The 25,215-nt window shown below is 58.5% G+C and carries 22 protein-coding genes and 1 pseudogene; 11 read left to right on the top strand and 12 right to left on the bottom strand.

All coding sequences use genetic code 11. The features are described from left to right. The first annotated feature begins 43 nt into the window (after nt 1-43). Both ACA063_RS15140 and ACA063_RS15135 read left to right on the top strand, forming a co-directional pair. Nucleotides 44-967 (top strand): carbon-nitrogen hydrolase family protein, encoded by a 924-nt coding sequence (locus ACA063_RS15140; protein ID WP_497662284.1) that lies wholly within the window; start codon nt 44-46, stop codon nt 965-967. Between the two features lie 172 nt (nt 968-1,139). Further along, a pseudogene (locus ACA063_RS15135) lies at nt 1,140-1,205 on the top strand (pentapeptide repeat-containing protein); the annotation flags it as partial. A 19-nt stretch (nt 1,206-1,224) separates the two neighbouring features. Here ACA063_RS15135 and ACA063_RS15130 read toward each other — a convergent pair. The 4 genes from ACA063_RS15130 to ACA063_RS15115 all read right to left on the bottom strand — a co-directional run bounded on the left by ACA063_RS15130 (nt 1,225) and on the right by ACA063_RS15115 (nt 5,270). Next, the gene (locus tag ACA063_RS15130) at nt 1,225-1,794 is read right to left on the bottom strand and encodes a GNAT family N-acetyltransferase (RefSeq protein WP_497662283.1); all 570 of its coding nucleotides are present in this window, start codon (nt 1,792-1,794) and stop codon (nt 1,225-1,227) included. 25 nt (nt 1,795-1,819) lie between these two features. Next, nucleotides 1,820-2,293 carry an LEA/WHy family protein gene (locus tag ACA063_RS15125; protein WP_497662282.1) on the bottom strand — a complete coding sequence of 158 codons (474 nt, stop codon included), beginning with the start codon at nt 2,291-2,293 and terminating at the stop codon, nt 1,820-1,822. A 57-nt stretch (nt 2,294-2,350) separates the two neighbouring features. Continuing rightward, the gene (locus tag ACA063_RS15120; RefSeq protein ID WP_497662281.1) at nt 2,351-3,823 is read right to left on the bottom strand and encodes a nucleobase:cation symporter-2 family protein; all 1,473 of its coding nucleotides are present in this window, start codon (nt 3,821-3,823) and stop codon (nt 2,351-2,353) included. A 556-nt stretch (nt 3,824-4,379) separates the two neighbouring features. Then, on the bottom strand, nt 4,380-5,270 hold the full coding sequence (locus ACA063_RS15115) for a LysR family transcriptional regulator (protein WP_497662280.1): 891 nt from the start codon (nt 5,268-5,270) through the stop codon (nt 4,380-4,382). Between the two features lie 101 nt (nt 5,271-5,371). Here ACA063_RS15115 and ACA063_RS15110 point away from each other — a divergent pair, with 101 nt between their 5' ends. Next, complete coding sequence (locus ACA063_RS15110) at nt 5,372-6,463, top strand: polyamine ABC transporter substrate-binding protein (RefSeq protein WP_497662279.1); 1,092 nt, start codon at nt 5,372-5,374, stop codon at nt 6,461-6,463. A 13-nt stretch (nt 6,464-6,476) separates the two neighbouring features. Next, nucleotides 6,477-7,436, top strand: coding sequence for an agmatinase (gene speB, locus ACA063_RS15105; RefSeq protein WP_497662278.1), 960 nt, complete (start codon nt 6,477-6,479; stop codon nt 7,434-7,436). 253 nt (nt 7,437-7,689) lie between these two features. Here speB and ACA063_RS15100 read toward each other — a convergent pair whose 3' ends face one another. Continuing rightward, a complete protein-coding gene (locus ACA063_RS15100) occupies nt 7,690-8,739 on the bottom strand; it encodes an aldo/keto reductase (RefSeq protein ID WP_497662277.1) in 1,050 nt (349 codons plus the stop codon). Nucleotides 8,740-8,882: 143 nt separating this feature from the next. Here ACA063_RS15100 and zapE point away from each other — a divergent pair, with 143 nt between their 5' ends. The 3 genes from zapE (at nt 8,883) to ACA063_RS15085 (ending at nt 11,189) form a co-directional block, all read left to right on the top strand. Continuing rightward, nucleotides 8,883-10,016 carry a cell division protein ZapE gene (gene zapE / locus ACA063_RS15095; RefSeq protein ID WP_497662276.1) on the top strand — a complete coding sequence of 378 codons (1,134 nt, stop codon included), beginning with the start codon at nt 8,883-8,885 and terminating at the stop codon, nt 10,014-10,016. A gap of 2 nt (nt 10,017-10,018) precedes the next feature. After that, a complete protein-coding gene (locus tag ACA063_RS15090; RefSeq protein ID WP_497662275.1) occupies nt 10,019-10,600 on the top strand; it encodes a DinB family protein in 582 nt (193 codons plus the stop codon). 97 nt (nt 10,601-10,697) lie between these two features. Further along, nucleotides 10,698-11,189 carry a GNAT family N-acetyltransferase gene (locus ACA063_RS15085; protein ID WP_497662274.1) on the top strand — a complete coding sequence of 164 codons (492 nt, stop codon included), beginning with the start codon at nt 10,698-10,700 and terminating at the stop codon, nt 11,187-11,189. A 195-nt stretch (nt 11,190-11,384) separates the two neighbouring features. Here ACA063_RS15085 and ACA063_RS15080 read toward each other — a convergent pair whose 3' ends face one another. From ACA063_RS15080 to ACA063_RS15065, 4 genes are all read right to left on the bottom strand, one after another. Then, the gene (locus ACA063_RS15080; protein WP_497662273.1) at nt 11,385-11,582 is read right to left on the bottom strand and encodes a hypothetical protein; all 198 of its coding nucleotides are present in this window, start codon (nt 11,580-11,582) and stop codon (nt 11,385-11,387) included. Between the two features lie 99 nt (nt 11,583-11,681). Further along, complete coding sequence (locus tag ACA063_RS15075; RefSeq protein WP_497662272.1) at nt 11,682-13,925, bottom strand: TonB-dependent siderophore receptor; 2,244 nt, start codon at nt 13,923-13,925, stop codon at nt 11,682-11,684. A 145-nt stretch (nt 13,926-14,070) separates the two neighbouring features. Beyond that, the gene (locus ACA063_RS15070; RefSeq protein ID WP_497662271.1) at nt 14,071-15,804 is read right to left on the bottom strand and encodes a phosphoethanolamine transferase CptA; all 1,734 of its coding nucleotides are present in this window, start codon (nt 15,802-15,804) and stop codon (nt 14,071-14,073) included. Nucleotides 15,805-16,023: 219 nt separating this feature from the next. After that, nucleotides 16,024-16,215: a DUF6026 family protein gene (locus ACA063_RS15065; RefSeq protein WP_497662270.1), complete on the bottom strand. Its 192-nt coding sequence runs from the start codon at nt 16,213-16,215 to the stop codon at nt 16,024-16,026. A gap of 273 nt (nt 16,216-16,488) precedes the next feature. On the opposite strand from ACA063_RS15065, the gene gnd reads away from it, so the two are divergent. Genes gnd through ACA063_RS15050 form a run of 3 tightly spaced genes read left to right on the top strand, consistent with a single transcriptional unit; the run spans nt 16,489 to nt 19,807 of the window. Beyond that, nucleotides 16,489-17,469, top strand: a complete 981-nt coding sequence (gene gnd, locus ACA063_RS15060; protein WP_497662269.1) for a phosphogluconate dehydrogenase (NAD(+)-dependent, decarboxylating) — start codon at nt 16,489-16,491, stop codon at nt 17,467-17,469. After that, on the top strand, nt 17,466-18,989 hold the full coding sequence (zwf, locus tag ACA063_RS15055; protein WP_497662268.1) for a glucose-6-phosphate dehydrogenase: 1,524 nt from the start codon (nt 17,466-17,468) through the stop codon (nt 18,987-18,989). Before gnd ends, zwf begins: the two co-directional genes overlap by 4 nt. Then, nucleotides 18,986-19,807, top strand: coding sequence for an HAD family hydrolase (locus ACA063_RS15050; RefSeq protein WP_497662267.1), 822 nt, complete (start codon nt 18,986-18,988; stop codon nt 19,805-19,807). The genes zwf and ACA063_RS15050 overlap by 4 nt, the downstream gene beginning before the upstream one ends. 215 nt (nt 19,808-20,022) lie before the next feature. Here the strand turns inward: ACA063_RS15050 and nhaB are convergent, their stop codons facing one another. From nhaB to ACA063_RS15035, 3 genes are all read right to left on the bottom strand, one after another. Then, the gene (nhaB, locus tag ACA063_RS15045; RefSeq protein ID WP_497662266.1) at nt 20,023-21,525 is read right to left on the bottom strand and encodes a sodium/proton antiporter NhaB; all 1,503 of its coding nucleotides are present in this window, start codon (nt 21,523-21,525) and stop codon (nt 20,023-20,025) included. 78 nt (nt 21,526-21,603) lie between these two features. Continuing rightward, complete coding sequence (locus tag ACA063_RS15040) at nt 21,604-22,893, bottom strand: hypothetical protein (RefSeq protein ID WP_497662265.1); 1,290 nt, start codon at nt 22,891-22,893, stop codon at nt 21,604-21,606. Nucleotides 22,894-23,181: 288 nt separating this feature from the next. Beyond that, nucleotides 23,182-23,448, bottom strand: a complete 267-nt coding sequence (locus tag ACA063_RS15035; RefSeq protein ID WP_497662264.1) for a hypothetical protein — start codon at nt 23,446-23,448, stop codon at nt 23,182-23,184. A 342-nt stretch (nt 23,449-23,790) separates the two neighbouring features. Between ACA063_RS15035 and ACA063_RS15030 the strand changes: the two genes are divergently transcribed. Then, nucleotides 23,791-25,116 (top strand): sigma-54 dependent transcriptional regulator, encoded by a 1,326-nt coding sequence (locus tag ACA063_RS15030; protein ID WP_497662263.1) that lies wholly within the window; start codon nt 23,791-23,793, stop codon nt 25,114-25,116. Nucleotides 25,117-25,215 lie beyond the last annotated feature (99 nt).

Below are 25,215 nucleotides of genomic sequence, written 5' to 3'. Positions count from 1 at the left end.
CGCCGGAGAATGAGCAACACCCCACCGCTTTCGGAGAGACCACATGCCCAAGTCAATCGTTGCTGCATTGCAAATCGGCGCTTTGCCCGGTGGCAAAGCCGACACCCTGGAACAGATTCTTGCCTGGGAAAACGCCATCGTCGAAGCTGGCGCAGCGCTGGTGGTCATGCCCGAAGCCTTGCTGGGCGGTTACCCGAAAGGCGAGGGTTTCGGCACGCAACTGGGCTATCGCCTGCCGGAAGGCCGTGAGGCGTTTGCCCGCTACTTCGCCAATGCCATCGACGTGCCCGGCGCCGAAACGGAGGTGCTGGCGGGCTTGTCGGCGCGCACGGGCGCGAATCTGGTGATCGGCGTGATTGAACGGGTCGCCAGCACGTTGTATTGCACCGCGCTGTATTTCGACCCAAAGGACGGGTTGGTCGCAAGGCACCGCAAATTGATGCCCACCGGCACCGAGCGATTGATCTGGGGCAAGGGCGATGGCTCGACCTTGCCGGTGATCGACAGCCAGGTCGGACGAATCGGCGCGGTGGTGTGCTGGGAAAACATGATGCCGCTGTTACGCACCGCGATGTACGCCAAAGGCGTGGAAGTCTGGTGTGCACCGACCGTTGACGAGCGGGAGATGTGGCAGGTCAGCATGCGTCATATAGCCCACGAGGGGCGCTGCTTTGTGGTCAGCGCCTGCCAGGTTCAGGATTCGCCTCAAGCCTTGGGGCTGGACATCGCCAACTGGCCGGCGGATCGGCCATTGATCTCGGGTGGAAGCATCATTGTCGGCCCCATGGGGGATATTCTCGCAGGCCCGTTACGGGGTGATGCGGGGTTGCTCACCGCGACGATCGATACCGATGACCTGATTAGGGCACGGTACGACTTTGACGTCACCGGGCACTACGCGCGCCCGGATGTGTTCGAGTTGACGGTGGATGAGCGGGCAAAACCTGGCGTTCGATTCACCGCATAGCCCTGTCGACCCGTAAACCACTCGCAGCGTATCGGCGTATCGATGCCCCCCTGTAGGAGCTGTCGAGTGAAACGAGGCTGCGATCTTTTGATCTTTAAAAGCAGGGTCAAAAGATCGCAGCCTCGTTTCACTCGACAGCTCCTACAGGGGGGGGGCAGATTCATGGTGTGCAGATTTGCGGTGTGCAGATTTACGGTATGCAGATTTATGGGGGGCTGATTTAGGGGGTGCGCAATGATGTAATTAAGGTCTTCGGTTTACCGCCCGACACCCGGCGGTCTTAAAGCGCTCATCAGCCATTCCTCCAGAGTGATTTCCCATATCTCCTTCGCAAATTCCCCGCCGACAAACCGGCCCGTTACCGTGTCAATCAACCGCATCCCGCTACGTTCCGATAGCTTGCGCGAGCCAATGTTCGGTGCCGCTTTCGGAACGCGCATCACCGGGCGACCCAGGGTTTCAAACCAATACGCCGTCACGGCGGCGCTGGCTTCGGTCATCAAGCCTTGCCCCTGCCACTGGGGCCCGAGCCAGAAGCCGCGGTTGTTATCCTGCTCGTCCATCAAACTGATGTTCCCGATCAGATGCTCCGGGGCGGATTTCAAGCGAATAGACCAGTGCCACTCTGTTCCCGCGGCAATCGCCGGCAATGCGATGTCACGCAGGTAGGTCTGGGCGCCGTCTGCCGGATAGGGCCAAGGCACAAACGCGTTGAGATAACGAACAACCTCCCAGTGCGCGAAGTGTTGCTGGATGTCCGGGGCGTCAGCCATTTCCAGCGGCCGCAGGATGAGACGTTCGGTGTAGAACGTGGGTGTGGGTTCCATGTTGGATGAGGCTCCTTTGTTGGACTTACCAGGTGCCGGATGTCGTCCCCGGCAGGCTGAGTTTGCCAGTGTCCACGAATCGCATCGTGCCAAACAAGCCGCCGGCCAGTTTGCCGCGCAACACATAGGGCAGATTGTTCAGCGACTGGGTTTGACTCAACCCCAGGGTCTGACGCAGCACCGAAAAGGCTGACACGCTCACCGGCACCGTCAGCACAGTTTCCGAAAACCGAGCGATAGAACCCGACTGATCGCTGACGCCCGACGCCAGTGGCTGGCCATTGACCTCCAGGTCCAGCGCTACGCCGTTATAGTCGATGGGACTTTCGTTGGGGTTCTGCACGCGTATTTTCACCGCGAAGCGCACTTCCATGTCCTGGCTTTGCAGGGGTTCTATGCCGACGACATTGATGTTCAGCGGATCGCGATTGGGGAACAGGGCGCAGGCGCTCAGGGAGAGCAACAGCAAGGAAAGGATGGCGGCGTGGATACTGCGCATAAACAGGCTCTCATGAAGAAAAGGGCTGAACCGCCGCCGGCTCAGCCCTCAAGCTGTTTAGCGGTTCAACTGTGCGACCGCTGCAGGCGTGGCCGGTTCACCTTTGGCGGGCACATCCGGGTTTTCCATGACCTGCAGGATCGATGCTTCCGGATCGAAATCATCTTCTTCCAGTTCGAGGAATTCCTCAGGCAGGAAGATATTCAGCACGATAGCGCACAACGCGCCCACGGTGATCGGCGATTCAAAGATGTTGTGCAGTGCCATCGGCAGTTCTCGCAGCACCTCTGGAACGGCCGCGACCCCCAGGCCCATGCCAAGGGAAATCGCCACGATCAACATGTTGCGCCGATGCAGGCCGGCTTCGGCGAGGATCTTGATCCCGGCCACCGCGACGGTGCCGAACATCACCAGTTCCGCGCCGCCCAGTACCGGTTTTGGCATCAGTTGCAGCACCGCGCCGATCATCGGGAACAGACCCAGAATCACCAGCAGGCCGGCAATGAAAAATGCCACGTAACGGCTGGCGACGCCGGTGAGCTGAATCACACCATTGTTCTGGGCGAACGTGACCATCGGCATGCTGTTGAACACGGCCGCCATGGCGGAGTTGAGGCCGTCTGCAAGCAGGCCGGACTTGATTCGGCGGATGTAGATCGGACCTTTGACCGGTTGCCGGGAGATCATCGAGTTGGCCGTCAGATCGCCGGCAGCTTCCAGCGGCGACACCAGAAAGATCACCGCCACGGGCACGAACGCTACCCAATCGAAGTTGAAACCGTACTTGAACGGCACTGGTACGCTCATCAACGGCACATCGGGCATGCTGTCGAAACTCACGTCACCCATCGCCCAGGCCACGACATAGCCGAGGGTCAGGCCGATGACAATCGCACCCAGGCGCAGGAACGGCACATCGACCCGGTTCAATACCACGATTGTGCCCAGCACCAATGCAGCGAGTGCCAGGTGATGGGCTCCGCCGAGGTCCGCCGCACCGAAGCCGCCAGCGATATCCGTCATTGCGACCTTGATCAACGACAGGCCCATGAGGGTGATGATCGTGCCGGTGACGACCGGGGTGATGAGCATGCGCAGTTTGCCGATGAACTGGCTCAGCACGACTTCAATGAAGGCGGCGAAAAAGCACACGCCAAAGATCGTCGAGAGAATTTCATCGGTGCCGCCTCCACGGGCCTTGACCATGAAACCGGTACTGAGAATCACGCTGATGAATGAGAAGCTGGTGCCTTGCAGGCACAGAAGCCCCGAACCCACAGGCCCGAAACGCCGCGCTTGGACGAACGTCCCCAGGCCCGACACGAACAGCGCCATGCTGATCAGGTAGGGCACTTCACTTTGCAGGCCCAGGGCGCTGCCCATGATCAGGGTCGGGGTGATGATGCCGACGAAACTCGCCAGCACGTGCTGCAGCGCGGCGAAAATGGTCGCGGTGAGGTGCGGGCGGTCGTTGAGGCCGTAAATCAGGTCGTTGTTTCGTGCAACTGGGGCTTTTTCAGAGGCGGTCATGGTTGTATGCGTGCCAACAGGCGGGCCGGGTCAGAAAATGGAGGCGCAGGATGCCAGAAAGCTGCAGAAACAGTAACCAGCCGTTTCAGCATTCCACTTCCGAGCGTGTTCCCAGCGCAGGCATTGATCCCAATGAAGACACAGATCCCAGTGCAGACACAGATCCCTGTGGCGAGCGAGCTTGCTCGCGCTCGGCTGCGCAGCAGTCGCAAACCTGCCAATATGGTATTACTGAAAAAATGCAGGGGGCCGCTTCGCAGCCCAGCGGGAGCAAGCTCCCTCGCCACAGGTGAACTCATTGCCACAGGTAAACCCATTGCCACAGGTGAACTCATTGCCATAGGTGAACTCATTGCCATAGGTAAACCCATTGCCACAGGTGAACTCATTGCCATAGGTAAACCCATTGCCACAGGTGAACTCATTGCCACAGGTAAACCCATTGGCACAGGTAAACCCATTGCCACAGGTGAACTCATTGCCATAGGTGAACCCATTGCCACAGGTGAACTCACTGTCGAAGGTAAAACACCTGCCGCAGCAAACCGCCACACACTTAACCAAACGCCGCCACTAAATCCTCTTCAAACGCCTGTTGCGCATCCCCCGGTAACTGGGCGCGGTGGCGGGCCAGTTGAAACGCCACGTCGAAACTCATTTCACCCTCACGCACCGTTCGCAGCAGTCCCTTGTCCTCCCAGCTGCGGGCATAGTGACTCGGCAGGTAACCGACGTGCTTGCCGGAGAGGATGAAGGCGAGGGTGCCTTCCACCTGCTCCGATCGCGCCGAACAATGTTTGCCCTGGAACGGTTCATCGCTGCGCAGGAAGCGATAGGGGTGATCCACGCGATCACTGGCGTCCAGCGCCTGATCGTCGGCGTCGCCGGTGAACAGCGGGTGACCGGGAGCGCAGTACAGGTGCTGGGTTTCGCTGAACAGCTCGCGGTAATCAAACGCGGTTTGCGCCAGTGAGAAATAGCCGATGGCAAGGTCCAGTCGCTGTTGCAGCAGCAGTCGCTCCATTTCGCCCGGCATCGCGGTCATCAGTTCGATGCGCACCGATTCGTCACGCTCGCGAAAACGCCGTATCGCCTTTGCCACTTTTTGCAAAACCGACTGATCAACCGCTTCGGACAGTCCCAGCCGAACTTCACCGATCAGACGTCCGGCTACCCCATTGGATTGGTGACGGAACGCTTCAATGGACTCGAACAGACCGCGAGTCGCACTGAGCAGTTGTTCGCCCTTTGGAGTGATTTTGAAGCCTCCCTTGCCGCGACTGCATAACCGATACCCAAGCCGGGTTTCGAGCTTGGCCATTTGCTGGCTGATGCTTGACTGGCTCAAGCCCAGATCACCCTGGGCAGCGCTGAAACCACCACATTCGACCACACGCACAAACAGTCGCAGCAGGTGCAGGTCGAGATCATGCAGTTGACCGAGCATTAAACATTACTCCGCAATAATGTCAGGTTAACAAACCTGATATTTCGCCAATGTATCCGACGTCGCATCCTGCAGCCACTTCCTCTGGTCAGGTGTTCGTCATGGCTCCCACGTTCAAGCGCTGTTTACCGGTACTTCTTCTTGCCATGGCCGCCTCAGCTCAGGCGGACGAGCAAGTCGTCAATCTTTACAGTTGGGCGGATTACGTGGCGCCGGAAACGCTGCAGCGGTTCGAAAAAGAAACCGGCATACACGTGCGCTACGACACGTTCGACGCGCCGGAAGTGCTGGAAACCAAACTGCTCACCGGCGGCAGCGGTTATGACGTGGTGGTGCCGTCCTCCAGTGTACTGGCGCGCGGACTCGCGGCCGGAGCGTTGAAAGTGATTCCTCATGAGGGGCTAAAGGGCTACGCCAATCTTGATCCGGATCTGTTGGAAAAGCTGGCGGCGGTCGACCCTGGCAATCAGTACGGCGTTCCCTACACCTGGGGCACGCTGGGGCTTGGGATGAACGTCGAAGCTGTACAGCAGCGCTTGCCGAACGTGCCGCTCAACAGCCTGGACCTGCTGTTTAAACCGGAGTACGCCAGCAAATTGAAAGACTGTGGCATCGCGATCATCGACTCGCCCCAGGAAGTGATTGGCCTGGCGTTGCACTACCTGGGTAAAGATCCCTACAGCACCGACAAGTCCGATCTCGACGCGGCGCAGGCCTTGCTGCACACACTGCAGCCTTCGGTGCTGTACGTGGCCAGCGGACGGCAGATCAATGATCTGGCCAACGGCAGCGTCTGCCTGGCGCTGTCGTACAACGGTGACGCCAGCATGGCGGCCGACCAGGCGCGAAAAGCCAACAAACCCTACGAAATCGCCTACCGGATTCCCAAGGAAGGCACCCTCGTGTGGCAGGACAACCTGGCGATCCCCAAGGACGCTCCGCACCCGGAAGCAGCCCGCCTGTTTATCGAATTCATGCTGCGCCCGGAGTCCGTCGCGGCGCTGACCAATACGCTGTTCTTCGCCACCGCCAACCAGGCGGCGACGCCATTGGTGGATGAAGCGGTGCGCAACGACCCTGATATCTACCCACCGGTGGATGTGCGTGACCGGCTTTACGCCGACCGGACCATGAGCCTCAAAGACATGCGTCAGCGCACCCGCTTGTGGACCAATTTCCGTAGCCGCCAATAATAAGGAGCCTTAGATGGACGTCCCTGTGCAAAACGATCAGGCCATGACCCGCGACAGCCTTTACGGCACTTGTGCAGAAAGTACCTACGCCGGCATCACCAGTTTCATGCGTCGTCGCTACAGCCGCGACTTGCGCGGTGTCGACGTGGCCGTGAGCGGTGTGCCTTTTGACACGGCCACCAGTAATCGTCCCGGTGCGCGTTTCGGCCCGCGCGGCATTCGTGCCGCCTCTGCCGGGATTGCCTGGGAGCGTCACTGGCCGTGGACCTTCGATCCGTTCGATCATTTGGCAGTAGTCGACTTCGGTGATTGCGACTTCGATTACGGTTCGCCGCACTCGATACCTGAAAGCATCGAGGCCCATGCCGAACACATCCTCGGTTCCGGTAGCGCGATGCTGACATTTGGGGGCGATCACTTCATCACCTATCCGCTGCTCAAGGCCCATGCCCGCAAACATGGCCCACTGTCGTTGATCCACTTCGACGCCCACAGCGACACCTGGCCAGACGAGGAGGGCAAGCGCGTCGACCACGGCACCATGTTCTGGCACGCCGCCAAGGAAGGCCTGGTCGATCCGTCGCGCTCGGTGCAGATTGGTTTGCGCACCACGAACGACGATCACATGGGTTTTGAAGTGCTGGATGCCCGGCAAGTGCATCGCCGCGGCTGTGAAGCCATCGTCGAAGCGATCCGCGCCCGGGTTGGGGATCATCCGGTGTACTTGACGTTCGACATTGATTGCCTCGACCCGGCCTTTGCGCCGGGCACAGGGACGCCGGTGTGCGGTGGCTTGAGCACGGTGCAGGCTCTGGAAATTCTGGGTGGTTTGCGCGGCATCAACCTGGTGGGAATGGACGTGGTTGAGGTGGCCCCGGCTTACGACAGTGCGGAGATCACATCGCTGGCCGCGGCAACGTTGGCGATGGAGATGCTGTGTCTGTATGCGGCCAGGCATAAGGTTGATCGGTAAACGGCAGGGATCAACAACCTGCTGACACTCAAGACACCTGTAGGACGGTGTAGGGGCTGGTTGGCATTGTTGGGAGGAGATTGAAAACGTGTAGGAGCTGACGAGTGAAACGAGGCTGCGATCTTTTGACGTTGTTTTAAAGACAAAATCAAAAGATCGCAGCCTCGTTTCACTCGACAGCTCCTACAGGTACTACAAATTCCTATGGATCCCGCAGATCCCGCAGCTCCGACATAATTCCAGGGGATCGGTGTCAGGCCACCGGAATCTTCGGCAGATCCAGAATTTCCCCGCTGAACCGCGAAAACGATCCCGTCAGCGTCTCATGGGGAACCCCTTTGGGCACATCACTGACAGCCTCCAGCCGCGCCATCTGATCGGCGCTCAGTTGCACCTTCAATGCGCCCAGCGTCGCATCCAGTTGCTCGCGGGTGCGTGACCCCAGGATTGGAATCAACGTAGTGGTCGATTGCCGCGCTTTTTCCCGCAGCCAGGCAATGGCGACATGCGTCGGGCTCGCCGACAACTCTTCGGCAACGGCCAGCAGGGTGTCGAGCAGATCGGTTTCGCGGGCACTTTTTTCGGCGTGAATCAGCATGCCCAGTTTGGCGGCGCGATTGTCGCCGTCGTTGCTGCGGTACTTGCCGGTCAGGAAACCGCCGCCCAGTGGCGACCATAACGTGGCCGCCAGACCCAGTGCTTCGGCCATCGGCAGTTGCTCGCGTTCGGCGGTTCGCTCCGCCAGGCTGTATTCGACCTGGAGGGCGACGATCGGAGCGAAGCCGCGCACTTGCGCCAGCAGATCAGCCCGGGCGATGCGCCACGCCGGGAAGTTCGACAGCCCGGCGTAATGAATCTTGCCGGCGCGTACCAGATCATCAAAACCGCGCAGTATTTCTTCCATCGGCGTCACGCCGTCGCTCATGTGCGCCCAGAACAGATCAAGGTGATCGGTTTTCAGGCGGGTCAGGCTTTCCTCGACGGCCCGGACCATGTTCTTGCGGTTGTTGCCAGTGTAGGAAATGCCCGCCGACGGTGTAGTCCCCAGGGTGAATTTAGTGGCAATGACCAGGTGATCCCGTTCCGCCGCAATAAACTCGCTGAGCATGCCTTCCGACTGGCCACCTTGATACCCGTTGGCGGTGTCGATGAAGTTGCCGCCGGCCTCCAGGTAACCATCAAAAATACGTTTGGATTCGTCACGTTCTGCGCCGTGCCCCCAACCCGTGCCGAAGTTACCGGCGCCTAACGCCAATTCCGACACCCGAAGACCGATTTTGCGGCCGAACACTTTGTAATGCATGGGGAGCACTCCTGAAAAACGACGGGGGTTATCTTTTAGATGTCTAACAACATGTATTTAATATGATGCCGGTAATATAGTTCGTCAAGACACTTTTCCAACGGGATAAAAAACGGTGGGGTGGTCATGGCATACTGCCGCCCATGAATCCAGACTCCCCCCTCAGTGCCTGGCAACAGGCCATAGAACAGAAAGGTTTTGTCCAGGACGAAGCCCAGGAACATGCCGTCTGGGCGCTGCAGAAATGCTACGAAGCCTTGCATGAAGGCCGCTCGCCGATCACCGGTGTTTACCTCTGGGGCCCGGTGGGGCGGGGCAAGACCTGGTTGATGGATCAGTTCTACCAAAGCCTGCGAGTGCCTGCCCGACGCCAACACTTTCATCATTTCATGGGTTGGGTGCACCAGCGGTCTTTTCAGCTGAGTGGCACCGCCGACCCGCTGAAAGCACTCGCCCGCGAACTGAGCGAGGAAGTGCGCGTGCTGTGCTTCGATGAGCTGTTCGTCAATGACATCGGTGACGCGATTATTCTCGGGCGGCTGTTCCAGGTGATGTTCGAACAGGGCGTGGTGGTGGTCTGCACCTCCAACCAGCCGCCGGATCAGTTGTACGCGGACGGCTTCAACCGCGATCGGTTCATGCCAGCCATCGAAGCGATCAAGCAGCACATGCAGGTGATTGCCGTGGACGGCGCGCAAGATCATCGCTTGCACCCGGGCACGGGCCTGCAGCGCTACTGGGTCGCAACGCCCGGCCAGCCCGGCGCATTGAGCGAAGTGTTCAAACAGTTGAGCTCCGGTCAGCCAGTCTCCAGCGAGCCAATCCAGGTCGGTTACCGTTCACTCGAGGTGGTTCAGGCCAGCCCGACCGTGCTCTGGGCGCGTTACGCGGACCTGTGCGAACAGCCTTTTGCGGCCATGGATTTCATGGTCCTGTGTGACACCTTCAAGGCTATTCTATTGAGTGATGTGCCGAACCTCAGCGCACAAAAACGCGCCGGACGCATCGCCCGGGGCACTGAAGACGGTGTTGAGCGGGTGGAAGCGGGCGACCGCGAGTTACCGCAACTGTCGGTTCATGACGACGGTGTCCGGCGTTTCATTGCCTTGGTGGATGAGTGCTACGACCGCAAAGTGCCACTGTATCTCGAAGCCCAAGTGCCCATGGAGTCGCTGTACACCGAGGGTTATCTGGAGTTTCCGTTCCGCCGTACGCTCAGTCGTCTACAGGAAATGCAGTTGCAACGTTTTGCCGAGGCTGACAGCCGGGAGGCGTGAGCATGACTCAACCACTGTCCCACCATTTGCTGACCATGGCTTATCAGAACGCCTGGGCCAACCATCGACTGGCCAAGGCATGGGGGCAGTTGAGTCCTGCCGAGCTGAGCGCGCCGCGGGTCAGTTTTTTTCCCAGCCTCAGTGCGACCCTCAACCACATCCTGACCTGCGACTGGTTCTACGTGGACGCACTGGAGCGGGAGTTGCGCGGCGATGATCCGCATCTCGATTGCTATGTGTTTTTCAAGGAGGACGAGCCCTGTACGACAGCCGAAAGCCTCAAACGCGAGCAAGGGCTGGTGGATCGGCGGCTGATCGCTTACTGCGAGCAAATGCGCGACGCCGAGTTGGGCAAGATTGTGACCATTGCCCGTGAAACACCTCAACATGAAAGCCGGCTACGCCTGTTGTCGCACCTGTTTGAGCACCAGATCCATCATCGGGGGCAAGTGCACGCAATGCTCAGTGGCACCTTGGTCGAGCCGCCGCAACTGGACGAGTTTTTCTGCGTGGGCGAGTCGCATTTGCGGGCTGATGATTTTACCGAACTGGGATGGACCGAGGCGTTGATCTGGGGCCATTGAAGTGATGGTCCAGCTATAGGCCACTCTCCGGTTGCAGCACAACCACCGCCCTTGATAGGGTCAGTTCCCGTTGTTCAATGTGTCATCGAGGGTGGAAATGGAATCCGCAGAAATTCTTGTGCTTCAGGCTAGCTATAACAATCCGGTGCATGCCGAGGCGATCCGCCTGGTGCTGAATCACTATGCCGAGGACCCGATGGGAGGAGGCCACTCGTTGCCCGCTGATGTATTGGCGCAACTCCCCGGAGAACTGGCCAAGCGCCCCCATGCATTCAGCGTGCTGGCCTTTGTCGATGGTCAACCGGCCGGCCTGGTCAACTGTTTTGAAGGCTTTTCGACGTTCGCCTGCCGGCCGCTGGTCAACGTGCACGATGTCGCCGTGGTGAAACAGTTTCGCGGTTTGGGGCTGAGCCAGAAGATGCTGCAAAAGGTCGAGGACATTGCGCGTCAGCGTGGCTGCTGCAAGATCACTCTGGAGGTACTGGAAGGTAACGCTGTCGCCCAGGCGTCCTATGGCAAGTTCGGTTTTGCCGCAGGCATGTTCGACCCCGCGCATGGTCGGATGCTGTTCTGGACCAAGCCGTTGTAAAAGTCGGGCAGCGCCTATTGTGGCGACAGCGCTTGTTGTGGAGGGAGCTTTTGTGGCGAGGGAGCTTGCTCCCGCTGGGTTGCGAAGCAGCCCTAAAATAGGGGCCTGCTGCGCAGTCCAGCGTGAGCAAGCTCCCTCGCCACAAAAGCTCCCTGGCCCCCGCAAGCTCCCTCGCCCCAGGTGGTGCCATTCCTGCTACGGCTTGTAGTGCTCCGTGACTTGAGCCGTTTGATCGTCAGGTACCACTTGCGTGGTTCGTTGATCCTGATTCGCCTCCTGGCTCAATCGCAGGCTTTCGTAGTAATAGCGCATGCGTTCCGCGCCACCCTCAGCCAACACGGCTGTCGAGCCCAATAACATCAAACTTGCAACGATCAGGGTTGTACATTTCATGGTGTGCCTCCCACTACAGATTTCGGGTGCCCTTTCATCCATGAAGCAATGTTGAAAGGGCATTATCCGCCGAATCCGTTATTTGGGAATTACCGCCGATTACAACTTCCAGTCCAGACTCAAGGTGACCGTGCGCGGGTCGCCCCAATAGTTGCCGTTATAGAACCCGACGTTCTCGTAGTACTTCTTGTCGAACAGATTGTTGACGTTCAACGAGGCCGACAGGTGCTTGTCGAACTCGTAGCGCGACATCAGGTTGACCAGGGTGTAGGCGTCCTGGCGGATGTTGGTGCGCTCGGTGATGATGTTGCCCGCAGCGTTGCGTCCGATCGGACGGCTCGCGGCGCGGTAGATGTCGCTTTGCCAATTCACCGCACCGCCTACGGTCAGCGCGTGCCAGTCGCCCGGCAAGTGATAAGCCGTGGAGAGCCGGAACATGTTCAACGGCGCGGTGGTGTTGGTTCGGTTTTTCTCGCCGTTGACCGAGTGGGTGTAGGTGTAACCGGCTGTCATGTTCCAGCCTGTCATGACTTCGCCCGACAGCTCGGCTTCGAAGCCCCGAACCTTGGTGCCTTTGCCGCTGGCCTTGAAGAACTCCTCGCCGGTCACCGGGTCCGGTGGCACCGAGTCATCCAGCTCGGCGACGTTGTCCTGATCGCTCCAGAACAGCGCCGTGGCGAGGTTCAGTTGCTCCTGGAGCAAACTGCCCTTGAGGCCGAGTTCATAGTTACTGCCGACCACTGGTTCCAGGTACTTGCGGTTGGCGTCTCGATTGGACTGCGGCTTGAAAATGTCCGTGTAACTGACGTAGGCGGTGTATTCCGGGGTGAGGTCGTAGAGGAGGCCCGCGTAGGGTGTCCACATGTCATTGTGTTGCTGGCTGGTTTTTTCCGATCCGATTAATTGCAGACTGTCGTCGTCGTAACTGTTAGCTGTTTTCGAGGATTTCCAGCTGCCGTAACGACTGCCGAGCACCGCGTGCAAATCGTCCGTCAGGCTCAGACGGGTGGCCAGGTAGCCAGCTTTCTGGCGCGTACTGTCGGTCGAACCCGTCACGCCGGTGACGGTATCGGGGAATTTCTCGATGTTGCCCATGTACTTCCAGTCGGGGACGTTTACATAGCCCGGCGTCAGTTGACCCTCGATGAGGTAGGGGTTTTTTTCGCTACGTTCTGCCTCGCCATAGCCAATCATCAGTTCATGTTCACGCCCCAACAATGAATAGGGCCCGGCGACGTTGAAGTCATAGGCTTTCATCTTCTGCGTGCCGATCATGTGGCTGACGTTGGCGATCATGCCGCTGCGGTCGGGCTCGGGAAAACCGCCGCCGGCGTAATAGATCTTGCCGTCGGTATCGCTTTCACGGTGGGTGTACGCGGCTTTGAGGTGCCAGCCAGCACCCAGTTGGTGGTCCAGGTTGGCGAATGCAGTCTTGTCTTTGATCGGCCACGAGCTCCAGGACGTCGCCATGTTGGTGGACCGTCCGAGATTGGCCTTGCTGCCATCGGCATTCCAGTATGGCACCGTGCCCCAGGACGTGCCCTGGACGTGTTTGTTCTGATAGTCGTAACCCACCGCGAGGACGGTGTCATCGGTCAGGTCCGCTTCGAGAATCCCGTACCCGACTTCCCGTTGCTGCTGGTACTTGTCGCGGAACGAATCACTGTCGCGATAGGCCAGCACGCTGCGACCCCGCAAGCGGCCATCGAACGCCAGCGGGCCGCCGACATCCACGTAGCTGTAGTAATCGTCGTAGCTGCCGGCGCTGACGCCGGTCTTGGCTTCCCATTGTGCCGTCGGGCGTTTGCGCACCATGTTGATGGTTGCAGACGGGTCGCCCGCGCCGGTGGTCAGGCCGGTCGCGCCGCGGACCACTTCAATGCGGTCATAGATGATGGTGTCGGAATCGGACTTCATGTAACTGAAGGTATTCAACATCCCGTCAACCTGGAAATTGTTGATCGAGTAGCCGCGGGAGGAGTAATTGACCCGGTCGGAGTCATTGTGCTGAACCACGATGCCGGTGGTCTGGCTCATGGCTTCGGACAGCGTGCCGAGTTTGAAATCGTCCATTTGCTGACGCGTGACCACGGAAACCGATTGCGGTGTTTCCTTGATCGACAGGTTCAAGCGCGTGGCGCTGCTCATGGCACCGGTGGTGTAGGAATGGGTGTTTTCGGTGGTGTTGCCCAGCCCCTGTGCGGTGATGCTGGTGGATGTCAGTTCGAGGACGCCGCTAACGGGTTCCTTTTCCGGATCGTTTTCAGCCAGCAGGTCCGGGCTCAGTGCAAGGCTGCACAGGCCGAGGGTAAAAGTCATGGAACGGGTGATAGGCGCGAACATCGCAGCCGACTCCTTGTCGTTGAGGGAAAATTTCCGTTTGCTCAAAGACGAAGGAGGGCGGTGAGATTTAGTCTTAAACGAGAATAAATATCATTTTAGGAATTACCTGCAGGAGCAAGCGTTGCTCCCACAGGATGTTCCAGCGTTATTTCTGCACGACTTCCGCCACTTTGGGCTTCATCAGGCTGAAGTCGATCAAGGCTCGCTGTTGACGCTCGTAAGGGTTACCGATCATCAGCGGACGCGCCTTGAAGCTGTCGCTGACCAGACTCTTGGTGCGGTCCAGTTCATCGAAATTCAAACCAGCCATGTCCGCCCAGGTGTGGATCAGGTGCGAGCTGCTGTAGGGGCGGCTCAAATCCTGGGCAAAGTTCCAGTCGTGGGTTTCGCGCCATTTTGGCGAGGCCCAGGCCATGAACGGGATGGTGTACATCGGCGCCGTCGGTTTGCTTTCGTTTCGACCCAGGGTGCTATGACCCGGCGAGTCGAACACGTCTTCGCCGTGGTCCGACAGGTACAGCAGGAAGCCGTTCGGATCGGTCTTGGCGTAATCCTTGATCAGGCTCGACACCACGAAATCGTTGTACAGCACCGCGTTGTCGTAGCTGTTGTAGGTCGGTACCTGATCATCGCGGACACCGGCCGGGACGCCTTGGCGGTCCTTGAACTTGTCGAAGGTCGATGGATAACGGTACTGGTAGCTCATGTGCGTACCGAGCAGATGCACGACGATCAACTTGCGCGGCGCGGCATCGGCCAGTGCCTTGTTGAACGGTGCGATCACATCGCCATCGTACTGCGCAGCATTCTGGTTACGGTTGTTGTTCAGGTACACCTGTTCGTCGGCCTGCTCGGAGAAGGTCGTCAACATGGTGTTGCGCTTGGTCATGGTCTGCTGGTTGGTGATCCAGAAGGTCTTGTAACCCGCCTGTTTCATCATGCTGACCAGCGATGGCGTCGACAGGTAAAGCGCCGGATTTTCTTCGTCGGCGAAGGTCAGTACCTGCTGCAGGGCCTCGATGGTGTAGGGGCGCGGGGTGATGACGTTATCGAAAACCGCGAGCTGATCCTTGAGTTTGTCCAGTTCCGGGGTGGTTTCCCTCGGGTAACCGTACAGGCTCATGCGCTGGCGGTTGGTGGACTCGCCGATGACCAGCACCAGCGTCGAGGGCTGGTTGGCCGACGCGTCGGTGAGGTTTTTCAGCGGCGGGATTTTGCTGGCACTGTGCAACATGTCCTGCATGCCCGCCAGGGTGTCGAGGTAGCGGTGATACGCCACCGCCATCTGCCACGGCACTGCAGGCTCAATGCGGGTTTCGAATTTTTCAAAACCCTCGGCCAGGCTGCCGGTGCGCAGGGTTTGCTTGACCATCGGGTAACCGATCACGGCGACAACGATGACGGTTGCGGCGACCCATGCGCGACCACGGGGCATGTACACCGGGCGCAGACGGGTCCACAGGAAGTACGCGAACAGCGTGTGGGCAAGAAACGCCGCAACCATCCACCAGGCGAAATACTGGGTCATGTACTCGCCAGCTTCAGAGATGTTCGACTCGAACATGATGAAGATGACGCTTTGGGAAAATTCCTGCTGGTAGATGAAGAAGTAACCCAGGCTCGCCATGGAACAGGCCCACAGCACCACACCGATGACCGCCGCCATCACCCGTGTCTGACGGGGAAACAGCAACATCGGCGCGAGCCAGATCGCGCTCATCACAAAGGCCTGACGGAAACCGGTGAACCCGGAAGTGCCCGTCAGTTGGATCAGCAGTTGCGTAATGCCGGAGAAGTACCAGAAGAAAACAAACAGCCAGAGAAATCCGGCCCAATCAAAACCTTTCGCAGTCGGGTTGCTGCGTTCAAACGTCGCCATTCAGCGCTCCAGCCTATTAATTCGGGGTCGCTGGCACAGGGAAGCGTCAGCGAATGACGGCCACACAGAGCTCAGCGGGCGGCCACAATAAACTGAAGTATCGCTAAAAGGGTGTGAAAAGTTTGTGAGTCAGCCCGATCTGGGTCAGCAGTGGCGGTATTCGTTTAGCGCCCACGCTGGCTTGGCATCCAATTCGGATGCCAAAAGCCTGGTTTCCAGTTAATTCTGTAACGCTTTCTTCGTAGTCGTTGGGAGGCGATATTCTGCGGGTAGCGCCTGTTGCAAGCGCTCTTGCAGGTGAGCGACTTCGCGCATGAGCAGCTCGCGTTCTTCTCGAAGCTGGCGCAGTTCGTCGCGACGAATAGTCACGTAAAGTGTTTGGGGAGGACGTGCGGTCATTACTGTGTCCATTGCTCACCTCGCGAATGGCATGCATCAACTGTGATTTGGCCGCTTCACGAACGGCGCAAAACACTATCGGCAGCAATTTTGATTTCTTTTGCGCGGGAAGGGAACTTTTTTATTTTTTACGGTCGGTGTGTCTTCTCGACGTTTCCCGACGTTATCAGTCTGGATCGGGCACAATGCCCGGAAACTTCATGCCATCGCTCTGGACTAAGCTTCATTGGTCGCGTTGGGCTATAACCTTTGACACACATTATTTGCAGTAAGGAGCATCAGCACATGCAACTCGGGATTATTGGACTGGGCCGCATGGGCGGTAATATTGCGCGGCGCCTGATGCTCAATGGGCATACCACCGTTGTTTACGACCGCAATACCGCCTTTGTCGACAACCTGGCGGCCGAGGGCTCCAAGGGCGTCATCGACCTGCCAGCACTGGTGGCGGGTCTGGCCAGGCCGCGTGCGGTCTGGATCATGCTGCCGGCCGGCGCGCCGACCGAAGATACCATCGAGACCCTGAGCAACTTGCTCGAAGCCGGCGACACCATCATCGATGGCGGCAACACCTTCTATAAGGACGATATCCGCCGGGCGAAAACCTTGTCGGAGAAAGGTCTGCACTACATCGACGTCGGTACGTCCGGCGGCGTCTGGGGCCTGGAACGTGGCTACTGCATGATGATCGGCGGTGAAGCCGAGGTGGTTAAACGCCTTGACCCGCTGTTCGAAAGCCTCGCACCTGGCTTGGGCGACATCCCGCGTACCAAGGACCGCAAGTCCGATGATGACCGTGCCGAGCGCGGTTACATCCATGCCGGCCCCGCTGGTTCCGGGCATTTCGTGAAGATGATCCACAACGGCATCGAGTACGGAATGATGCAGGCCTTCGCCGAAGGCTTCGACATCCTGAAAACCAAGGGCAGCGAAAACCTGCCGGAAGACCAGCGTTTCGACCTGAACGTCGCCGATATTGCCGAAGTCTGGCGTCGTGGCAGCGTGGTGTCGTCCTGGTTGCTCGACCTGACCGCCGATGCGCTGGCCAGCGATCCGAAGCTCGACGGCTATTCCGGTTCGGTTGCCGACAGCGGTGAAGGTCGCTGGACCATCGAAGCGGCCATGGAGCAATCGGTGCCCGTACCGGTGCTGTCGAACTCGCTGTTCTCGCGCTACCGCTCGCGTGGCCAGGGTACGTTTGGCGACAAGATCCTGTCGGCTCAGCGCTTCGGTTTTGGTGGCCACGTAGAGACTTCGAAAAAATGACCCACACGATCCGCAAGAAATCCAAGGCTGAACCAGCACCACCGACCACGCTGTTCCTGTTCGGTGCCCATGGCGACCTGGTCAAGCGTCTGCTGATGCCGGCGCTGTACAACCTGAGTCGCGACGGTCTGCTGGGGGATGGATTGCGGATCATCGGCGTTGACCACAACGCCATCAGTGACGAGGCCTTTGCGCAGAAGCTCGAAGATTTCATTCGAACCGAAGCGGCCACCAAAGTCGGCAAGGGCGATGACGCCCTTGATCCGGCGCTGTGGGCCAAACTGGCCAAAGGCATCAGCTACGTTCAGGGCGACTTCCTGGACGACAGCACCTATCAAGCCCTGGCGGCGAAAATTGCCGACAGCGGCACCGGCAACGCGGTGTTCTATCTGGCCACCGCACCACGTTTCTTCAGCGAAGTGGTGCGCAGGCTCGGCGCTGCGAAACTGCTGGAAGAAACTCCCGACGCCTTCCGGCGCGTAGTGATCGAAAAGCCTTTCGGCTCCGACCTGCACACCGCGCAAGCGTTGAACACCTGCCTGCTCAAAGTGATGTCGGAAAACCAGATCTATCGAATCGATCACTATCTGGGCAAGGAAACCGTCCAGAACATTCTGATCAGCCGGTTCTCCAACAGCCTGTTCGAAGCGTTCTGGAACAATCACTACATCGACCACGTACAGATCACCGCCGCCGAAACCGTTGGCGTGGAGACCCGTGGCAGCTTTTATGAACACACCGGCGCGCTGCGAGACATGGTGCCCAATCACCTGTTCCAGTTGTTGGCGATGGTGGCCATGGAGCCACCGGCGGCTTTCGGAGCCGATGCGGTCCGTGGCGAGAAAGCCAAGGTCGTCGGCGCCATTCGCCCCTGGTCGGTCGAAGACGCCCGCGCCAACTCGGTGCGTGGTCAGTACTGTGCGGGCGAGGTCGACGGCAAGCCGTTGCCCGGTTATCGCCAGGAAGGCAATGTTGCGCCTGACAGCACCACTGAAACGTACGTGGCACTCAAGGTCATGATCGACAACTGGCGTTGGGTGGGTGTGCCGTTTTACCTGCGAACCGGAAAGCGCATGAGCGTACGCGACACCGAGATCGTCATTTGCTTCAAACCGGCGCCTTATGCGCAGTTTCGCGATACCGAAGTCGACGAGCTTCAGCCGACCTACCTGCGCATCCAGATCCAGCCCAATGAAGGCATGTGGTTCGATCTGTTGGCCAAGCGTCCGGGGCCGGCGCTTAACATGGCCAATATCGAGCTGGGTTTTGCCTACAAGGACTTCTTCGAGATGCAGCCGTCGACCGGCTACGAAACGCTGATCTACGATTGCCTGACCGGTGATCAGACCTTGTTCCAGCGCGCAGACAACATCGAAAACGGCTGGCGCGCCGTGCAACCGTTCCTGGATGCCTGGCAACAGGATGCCAGCGTGCAGAGTTACCCCGCGGGTGAAGACGGTCCGCCGGCAGCCGAAGACTTACTGACCCGCGACGGTCGCGTCTGGCACAGCCTGGGATGAGTGACGCAACGCAATCTCCCATCCGGTTCCTGCTGTGTGACATGGACGGCACGTTGCTGTTGCCCGATCACAGCTTGAGTCAGCGCACCATCGATGCCGTCCGTTCGTTGCGCGAGGCCGGCATCTTTTTCAGTCTTGCCACCGGGCGTCCGCCAAAGGCCATGCTGCAGCAGATCGAAGCCCTGGGCGTCGATCTGCCAACAGCCGCGTTCAATGGCGGCACCCTGGTCAATCCGGACGGCAGTATTCTGGCCGCCTACCATTTGCCGGCAACGGCTGCCTTGACGACGTTGGCCCTGTTTGCCGATCGGCCGGACATCGAAATCTGGGTGTTCAGTGGCGGTGACTGGCTGTTGAAGGACCCGAACGGGCCGATGGTGCCTCACGAGCAAAGCGGATTAGGCTATCCACCTGTAGTGGTCGACAGTTTTGAACCTTATCTGGAACACATCGACAAGATCGTCGCCACCAGCAACAACACGGATCTGCTGATCGAACTGGAAGCGCTGTTGTTGCCCAAGGTCGAAGGCCTGGCGCAGGTCTCGCGTTCGCAACCGATTTACCTGGACGTGACCGCCATGCAAGCCAACAAGGGCGCGGCGCTGGTGACATTGGCCGAGCATTTGGGCGTGCCGCTTGAGCAGACAGCGGCGATGGGCGATGGCGGCAATGATCCTGCAATGTTTCAGCGTGCGGGCTTGTCGATCGCCATGGGACAAGCGCAAGAAACGGTGCAACGCCAGGCTGACGTCATCACCGGGAGCAACACCGAAGACGGTGCGGCCCAGGCCATCGAGCGCTACATCCTCCCTAGTTGACCCTGCAAAAAACCTGAACCCTGAAACACGGGCCCTCCGAACCACTGCGGTCCTCTGAACCATTGCGGTCCTCCGAACCATTGCGGCCCTCCGAACCACTGCGGTCCTCTGAACTACGGTGATCCCCTGTAGGAGCTGCCGAAGGCTGCGATCTTTTGAACTTGATCTTGATGTCGTACAAGCAAACCTTCGGCAGCTCCAACAGTTTCAGGTGTTTACAGCCAGTAACTCACCGCATACCAGCCCAGCGTACCCATCACCACCGTATACGGCAGCGCCATCCACACCATCCGCCCATACGACAGGCGAATCAGCGGTGCAATCGCCGACGTCAGCAAAAACAGGAATGCAGCCTGGCCATTGGGCGTCGCCACGCTAGGCAGGTTGGTGCCGGTATTGATCGCAATGGCCAATGTCTCGAAATGCTCGCGGGTCATATGACCGGAAATGAACGCCTGCTTCACTTCGGTGATGTAGATCGTCGCGACGAATACGTTATCGCTGATGGCCGACAGCAAGCCGTTGGCGATAAAAAGCATGCCCGGTTGCTGGTCGGCCGGCAGCGCCAGCACCCACTGGATCAGCGGCGTGAACAGTTGCTGGTCATGGATCACCGCCACCACGGCGAAGAACACCACCAGCAGCGCCGTGAAGGGCATAGCGTCCTTGAATGCATTGCCGATGCGGTGCTCATCGGTGATGCCGGTGAAGGCCGTGATCAGCACGATCACCATCAAGCCGATAAGACCGACCTCGGCAATGTGAAACGCCAGGCCGGCGATCAGAATCAGCGCGGACAACCCCTGAACGGTCAGCGCTGCACGTTGGCGTGAGGTGCGCTCGGCGTTGTCCTGCGCGGCGTAATCGGCCAGCACCGCCCGCACGTTGACCGGCAGGAGCGCGCCGTAGCCGAACCAGCGCAGTTTCTCCAGCAGCACACAGGTCACGAGGCCTGCCGCCAGCACCGGCAATGAAACCGGGGCAACTTTCAGAAAGAACTCGGCAAAGTGCCAACCCATCTCGTGGCCAATCAGCAGGTTCTGCGGCTCACCGACCAGCGTACACACGCCACCCAGCGCAGTGCCCACCGCGCCGTGCATCAGCAGGCTGCGCAAAAATGCGCGGAATTGTTCGAGGTCTTCGTGATGCAGTTTCGGCAGGTGACGGTCGTCGCTGTATTCGCTGTCCTGGCGGGGATCATTGCCTGAAGCCACACGGTGATACACCGAGTAAAAACCGACGGCGGCACTGATGATTACCGCCGTCACGGTGAGGGCATCCAGAAATGCCGACAGGAATGCCGACAGAAAACAGAACATCAGCGCCAACGCGGGCTTGGAGCGAACGCCCAGTAACAACCGTGAGAACAAAAACAGCAGCAGGTCTTTCATGAAGTAGATGCCGGCCACCATGAACATCAGCAGCAGGATCACCGGAAAGTTGTGCACCAGTTCGTCATACAGCGCCTGGGGCGTGGTCATCTTCAGCAGCAGCGCTTCGATCAACAGCAAGCCGCCGGGCATCAGCGGATAGCACTTGAGCGCCATCGCCAGGGTAAAAATGAACTCCAGCACCAACAACCAACCGGCGGCGACCGGGCCTGCCGTCCACAACACCAGTGCATTGAGTACCAGAAAGCCGGCAATACTCGCCTTGTACCAGCGGGGCGAGTGCCCAAGAAAATTGTGCGCGAACGCCTGGGCCATTGAACCGGACATCGGCTGCTCCTTGTTTTAAGAAGCGCGCAACTTGCCGTAAGAAGAACGGAATATCAAGGGTAGGAAAAGTCTATCTCGCTAGTTCAAATACCGCGCCACGATGGCCCGGTAGTTTCCGTCCAGCGAATACCCCCCTACGACAATCGAGCCATCAGGCTGCGCGGCCAGTGACGTAGCGGTATCCAGGCTACGGCCGAAGCGGGTACGGACCCAGCCCATGCCGTCGCCGAAGCTGTCATCCAGTTGGCCGTCTGGTAGATGCCGGGCCAGAATAAAATCCGCCTCGACCCCGCCGATTGTCGCTCCGACGGTTAGCACACGGCCATCGGGAACGGCGTGAGCGGCAATCCATTGGCAACCGCTGTGGCCTATGTCCAGCAATCGAGGATGGCCACCATTGCAATGACTGACCGGGTGGCCATTGCCCTGTAGTTTCATCGACAGGCAACGCATGGGATCACGCCGGCTACCCACGCAATACAGATCGCCAGTTGCCTGTTGGACGATATGATTGACTTGCGTGCTGCGTCCCTCTGAATTGAAACTCATGAAACCCTCTACGGCGAAAGACTCGTCGAGTCGCCCGTCAGGGAGATAACGGGCAAGCAGTCCTTCCTCGGGAAAGTTGATCGCGCCGCCCACCAGAATCCGTCCGTCCTGTTGCAATAGCAGGCTGCTGAGCCAGGTATTCATCAGCAAGTGCCTGACCACCACAAAACCGCGACCGTTGAACGTGGCGTCCAGCGAACCGTCGGTGTTTAGCCGGATCAGCATGCCGGCGTGATCGGCCAGTTCGAAATGATGATTGGCTAATAGCAGGATTCGACCGTCGTCCTGCACCCGCAGGTCGCACGCTTCGGCGCCCGGCACTCCCGGCGGGAGCCAAGTGTCGCGCAATCCCACGGAAAGATTGCCCGGCAGTTGCACGATGCAGCGGCCATTGTCGCCAAACGTCTTTACTGGCGCGCCGTGCTGGTCAAACAGGGCGAGGGCAGGGAGGGTTCGGTTGGCGTTAAGGTAGTGAAGGCCGGCCAGCAACACATGCCCATTGGGCAAGACCAGGACTTTGCCGGCCATGGCCTCGAATCCGTCCTCGAACTGACCAATGACGCTGCCCTGTTTGCCAAACGTCAGGTCGGCAGACCCGTCCTCAAGCAAGCGCGCCAGACCAAAGCGGCTACCGCTTGGCATCGTGACTTTCGCGGCGACGAATATTTTGCCGCACGCATCAATCGCGACGCCGTTGGCCATGCTTGAGAGGCTACCGGCAAAGTACACCTGGGTTTTGCCTGCCCCGCCAAAGGATGTATCGAGTCTTCCGGCGTCACTGAGGGATGATGGGTAGGCAATAGCAGTCTGGCTTGACATGCACGCGTCTCCTTGCGAGTCGTCAGGGTCCAGAAGTTGGGTGGCGACTTTATAAGGAAAACATTCAACGCCTGAATGATCCGGCGCACAACTGACAGAACTAACCGGTGGAGGGTCGCTGTGTGCCAGAACAGTGTCTTTTCGAACCAGTGGCAAGCGTGCCAAGTAGTTGAAGTGTTAAAGCACAAGTAAAGAAGTGCGGCGAAGTGCAGGTAAGCGTTTGAACGTGCTAACTAATTACGCAAAAAAAGGCGGATTGCAGTAAAGCAATCCGCCTGTTTGTAATGTTTAGTGCGGCATCGACCAGGACTGCAGCGTGTAACCTTCCTGGCTCAATTCTTCACGCGCCTGTTTGAGCACGCTTTCCAGTTGCGCAGGATCGGTGTAGGCGCTGCTCGGAATCTGCTTGCGACCTATACTGGAATTGGTGCGATCGATGACGGTCAGGCTGAGCTCGCCGTTACCGTCTTGCAGGGCCCAGGCGACGCATTGAAATGGCTGGAAAGCGCGGTCGGCAATCAAAAGAGCTTCGTTGATACGGAGCGGGGCGGTCATGGGATTCTCTCTCTTATGCCCAATCAAGTGATAGGCCGACGGTTGGGCGTCCCGTGCGGCTGGTTACTTGTACTGATGTCCTCAACCGGGGTATGGGTCACACACAACACGCAGAAATTTCGATTTTCTTTTAAAAATTCCGATATTCGACCGTTATTGAAAGCTTAATGAAAGGTTGAACTCGTTAGGTAACTAATAGAGTCGTTACTTATAACTGAATAAGCGATAACCCTATAGTCAAACGGTACAAGGCCCCGTCAAATTCTTGCTAATGTTACAGCCAGGTCCGCCAAATGACTGTTTTTCTTAATAATTCAACAAATTTGGCGTCAAGGAACAGTCATGATCGAAACGCCTGCCTTACGACGTTTGTTAGTAGTAGATCCTTGCGACGATTGCCATCGCCTATTGCCGGGCTTGCGATCTGTGGGCTGGGATGTCGACAGTTGCACGCTGGAGAATGCCGGCGATAAAACCTGTGATGTCGGACTGTTGCGTCTGCAACCTTTTCACCTCGATCATCCCGAGGCTGTAAAAGAGCTGATAAGCCGCAGTGGTACCGAGTGGATTGCCGTGCTGAACCAGGAGGTCCTGCGTTTACAGAATGTAGGAGACTTCGTCTGTGAGTGGTTTTTCGACTTCCATACCTTGCCGTTTGATGTGTCACGGGTCCAGGTGACCCTGGGACGCGCATTCGGTATGGCGCGGCTTCGTGGACAGGGGACGGTGCACATTGATCAGCCTGAACACGAGTTGTTGGGCGACAGCAAACCTATCCGGGAACTTCGCAAGTTATTGAGCAAGTTGGCGCCTACGGAATCCCCTGTATTGATTCGTGGCGAGAGCGGGACGGGTAAGGAATTGGTTGCCCGTACGCTGCATCGACAATCCCAACGGCACAGCAAACCCTTTGTCGCGATCAATTGCGGCGCCATTCCTGAACATTTGATCCAGTCAGAATTGTTCGGCCATGAGAAGGGCGCGTTCACCGGTGCCCATCAACGCAAGATCGGGCGAATCGAAGCGGCCAACGGCGGCACCTTGTTTCTTGATGAAATCGGTGACTTGCCGCTTGAGCTGCAAGCGAACCTGTTGCGCTTCCTGCAGGAAAAACATATCGAGCATGTCGGTGGCAGCCAACAGATTCCGGTGGATGTGCGGGTATTGGCAGCGACTCACGTCGACCTCGAAGCCGCGATCGAAAAGAAACGTTTTCGCGAAGATTTGTATTACCGCCTGAACGTGCTGCAAGTTGTCACCGCGCCCCTGCGTGAGCGCCACGGCGACCTGTCGATGCTGGCTAACCATTTCTCGCACTTCTACAGCCATGAAACCGGCCGTCGTCCACGCAGCTTCAGCGATGACGCATTGATCGCCATGGGCAAGCACGACTGGCCCGGCAACGTTCGCGAGCTGGCCAACCGTGTCCGCCGCGGCCTGGTACTGGCCGAAGGCCGGCAGATCGAGGCGCGAGACCTGGGGCTGATCAGCCAGCATGCCCAGGTTGTACCCATGGGCACGCTGGAAGACTACAAAACCCGCGCCGAACGCCAGGCGTTGTGTGATGTGCTCAATCGCCACAGCGATAACTTGAGCATTGCCGCCAAAGTGCTGGGGATATCCAGGCCTACGTTCTACCGTTTATTGCACAAGCACCAGATTCGTTAATTACAGCATAAAGATCGCAGCCTCGTTTCACTCGACGGCTCCTACATGGCGCCCACATTTAAATGTGATTCCCGCAGGAGGGGGGCGCCACGTCTTCGC

It is taken from the genome of Pseudomonas sp. LBUM1643, from assembly GCF_059716215.1.
The sequence above is the reverse complement of the archived record's forward strand: the minus strand, read 5'-3'. Positions and strand labels throughout refer to the sequence as shown.

Bases quoted from the DNA above. Each gene is read 5' to 3' on its own strand.
- ACA063_RS15070 (WP_497662271.1), bottom strand. From the start codon at position 15,804: ATGGCGACGTTTGAACGCAGCAACCCGACTGCGAAAGGTTTTGATTGG.
- ACA063_RS15120 (WP_497662281.1), bottom strand. From the start codon at position 3,823: ATGACCGCCTCTGAAAAAGCCCCAGTTGCACGAAACAACGACCTGATT.
- gnd (WP_497662269.1), top strand. From the start codon at position 16,489: ATGCAACTCGGGATTATTGGACTGGGCCGCATGGGCGGTAATATTGCG.
- ACA063_RS15080 (WP_497662273.1), bottom strand. From the start codon at position 11,582: ATGAAATGTACAACCCTGATCGTTGCAAGTTTGATGTTATTGGGCTCG.
- ACA063_RS15115 (WP_497662280.1), bottom strand. From the start codon at position 5,270: ATGCTCGGTCAACTGCATGATCTCGACCTGCACCTGCTGCGACTGTTT.
- zwf (WP_497662268.1), top strand. From the start codon at position 17,466: ATGACCCACACGATCCGCAAGAAATCCAAGGCTGAACCAGCACCACCG.
- speB (WP_497662278.1), top strand. From the start codon at position 6,477: ATGGACGTCCCTGTGCAAAACGATCAGGCCATGACCCGCGACAGCCTT.
- ACA063_RS15125 (WP_497662282.1), bottom strand. From the start codon at position 2,293: ATGCGCAGTATCCACGCCGCCATCCTTTCCTTGCTGTTGCTCTCCCTG.
- ACA063_RS15040 (WP_497662265.1), bottom strand. From the start codon at position 22,893: ATGTCAAGCCAGACTGCTATTGCCTACCCATCATCCCTCAGTGACGCC.
- ACA063_RS15130 (WP_497662283.1), bottom strand. From the start codon at position 1,794: ATGGAACCCACACCCACGTTCTACACCGAACGTCTCATCCTGCGGCCG.
- ACA063_RS15050 (WP_497662267.1), top strand. From the start codon at position 18,986: ATGAGTGACGCAACGCAATCTCCCATCCGGTTCCTGCTGTGTGACATG.
- ACA063_RS15030 (WP_497662263.1), top strand. From the start codon at position 23,791: ATGATCGAAACGCCTGCCTTACGACGTTTGTTAGTAGTAGATCCTTGC.
- ACA063_RS15065 (WP_497662270.1), bottom strand. From the start codon at position 16,215: ATGGACACAGTAATGACCGCACGTCCTCCCCAAACACTTTACGTGACT.
- ACA063_RS15100 (WP_497662277.1), bottom strand. From the start codon at position 8,739: ATGCATTACAAAGTGTTCGGCCGCAAAATCGGTCTTCGGGTGTCGGAA.
- ACA063_RS15110 (WP_497662279.1), top strand. From the start codon at position 5,372: ATGGCTCCCACGTTCAAGCGCTGTTTACCGGTACTTCTTCTTGCCATG.
- ACA063_RS15085 (WP_497662274.1), top strand. From the start codon at position 10,698: ATGGAATCCGCAGAAATTCTTGTGCTTCAGGCTAGCTATAACAATCCG.
- ACA063_RS15140 (WP_497662284.1), top strand. From the start codon at position 44: ATGCCCAAGTCAATCGTTGCTGCATTGCAAATCGGCGCTTTGCCCGGT.
- ACA063_RS15035 (WP_497662264.1), bottom strand. From the start codon at position 23,448: ATGACCGCCCCGCTCCGTATCAACGAAGCTCTTTTGATTGCCGACCGC.
- ACA063_RS15075 (WP_497662272.1), bottom strand. From the start codon at position 13,925: ATGTTCGCGCCTATCACCCGTTCCATGACTTTTACCCTCGGCCTGTGC.
- zapE (WP_497662276.1), top strand. From the start codon at position 8,883: ATGAATCCAGACTCCCCCCTCAGTGCCTGGCAACAGGCCATAGAACAG.
- nhaB (WP_497662266.1), bottom strand. From the start codon at position 21,525: ATGTCCGGTTCAATGGCCCAGGCGTTCGCGCACAATTTTCTTGGGCAC.
- ACA063_RS15090 (WP_497662275.1), top strand. From the start codon at position 10,019: ATGACTCAACCACTGTCCCACCATTTGCTGACCATGGCTTATCAGAAC.